This is a genomic window from Rhodococcus sp. T7, assembly GCF_009872365.1.
Classification (GTDB): domain Bacteria; phylum Actinomycetota; class Actinomycetes; order Mycobacteriales; family Mycobacteriaceae; genus Rhodococcus_F.
Genome location: NZ_WXYH01000389.1, coordinates 744,272 through 745,758 on the forward strand (window position 1 = coordinate 744,272; position 1,487 = coordinate 745,758).

The following is a 1,487-nucleotide window of genomic DNA, read 5'->3' on the forward strand; positions in this document are numbered from 1 at the left end:
CCGACGCACGAAGATCGTATGCACACTTGGACCTGCTACCGCCACCGGTGACCGTATTCGCGAGCTCGTCGAAAGCGGTATGGACGTGGCCCGGCTGAATTTCAGCCACGGCGAGCACGCCGACCACGAGGAGAACTACAAACGCGTGAGGGCGGCCTCGGACGCGACGGGCAAGGCGGTCGGTGTCCTGGCCGATCTGCAGGGCCCGAAGATCCGGTTGGGCCGGTTCGCGGAGGGTCGCACCACGTGGGCCAACGGTGAGGAGGTGCGGATCACCGTCGACGAGTGCGAGGGCACCCACGACCGGGTCTCGACCACCTACAAGCAGTTGGCCGAGGACGCGAAGCCGGGCGATCGGCTGCTGGTCGACGACGGCAAGGTCGGTCTCGTCGTGTCCGGGGTGGAGGGCAACGACGTGATCTGCCGGGTCACCGAGGGCGGCCCGGTGTCGAACAACAAGGGTGTGTCGCTGCCGGGGATGAACGTGTCGGTCCCGGCGTTGTCGGAGAAGGACATCGCCGACCTCGAGTTCGCGCTCGGGTTGGGAGTCGATTTCATCGCGCTCTCGTTCGTGCGGTCGCCGGCGGATGTGGAGTTGGTGCACGCGGTGATGGACCGGGTGGGTCGGCGGATCCCGGTGATCGCGAAGCTGGAGAAGCCGGAGGCGATCGACAACCTCGAGGCGATCGTGCTGGCGTTCGACGCGGTGATGGTCGCCCGGGGTGATCTGGGGGTGGAGTTGCCGCTCGAGCAGGTGCCGCTGGTGCAGAAGCGGGCGATTCAGATCGCGCGGGAGAACGCGAAGCCGGTGATCGTGGCGACGCAGATGCTGGAGTCGATGATCGAGAACTCGCGGCCGACCCGCGCGGAGGCCTCGGATGTGGCGAACGCGGTCCTCGACGGTGCGGATGCGGTGATGCTCTCCGGTGAGACGTCGGTGGGGAAGTATGTGATGGAGACGGTGCGCACGATGGCGCGGATCGTGGAGGCGGTGGAGAACGAGTCCACGCAGGTGCCGCCGTTGACGCATGTGCCGCGGACCAAGCGGGGGGTGATTTCGTACGCGGCCCGTGACATCGGGGAGCGGTTGGATGCGAAGGCGTTGGTGGCGTTCACGCAGTCCGGGGACACGGTCCGGCGGTTGGCGCGGTTGCATACGCCGTTGCCGTTGCTGGCGTTCACGCCGTTGCCGGAGGTGCGGTCGCAGTTGTCGTTGACGTGGGGGACGGAGACGTTCATCGTCGATCCGGTCGACAGCACGGATGCGATGGTGCGGCAGGTCGACAACGCGTTGCTGGGGTTGGGCCGGTACCAGAAGGGTGAACTCGTCGTGATCGTGGCGGGGTCGCCGCCGGGCACCGTAGGCTCGACCAACCTGATCCACGTCCACAGAATCGGCGAAGACGACCACTAGTACTGCAACGGCACTTATGGGAGGTGGCCGCGGCGTCGGTAGTGGGAGGTGCGGGCCTGGTGTTGTCGGCGTC

At 66.8% G+C, this 1,487-nt stretch carries 1 protein-coding gene; it reads left to right on the forward strand.

Annotation, left to right across the window (positions count from 1 at the left end; translation table 11 throughout):
* Nucleotides 1-1,414, forward strand: a 1,414-nt coding sequence (gene pyk, locus MLGJGCBP_RS47510) for a pyruvate kinase (protein WP_160104051.1), incomplete at its 5' end; no start/stop codon positions are given.
* Nucleotides 1,415-1,487 lie beyond the last annotated feature (73 nt).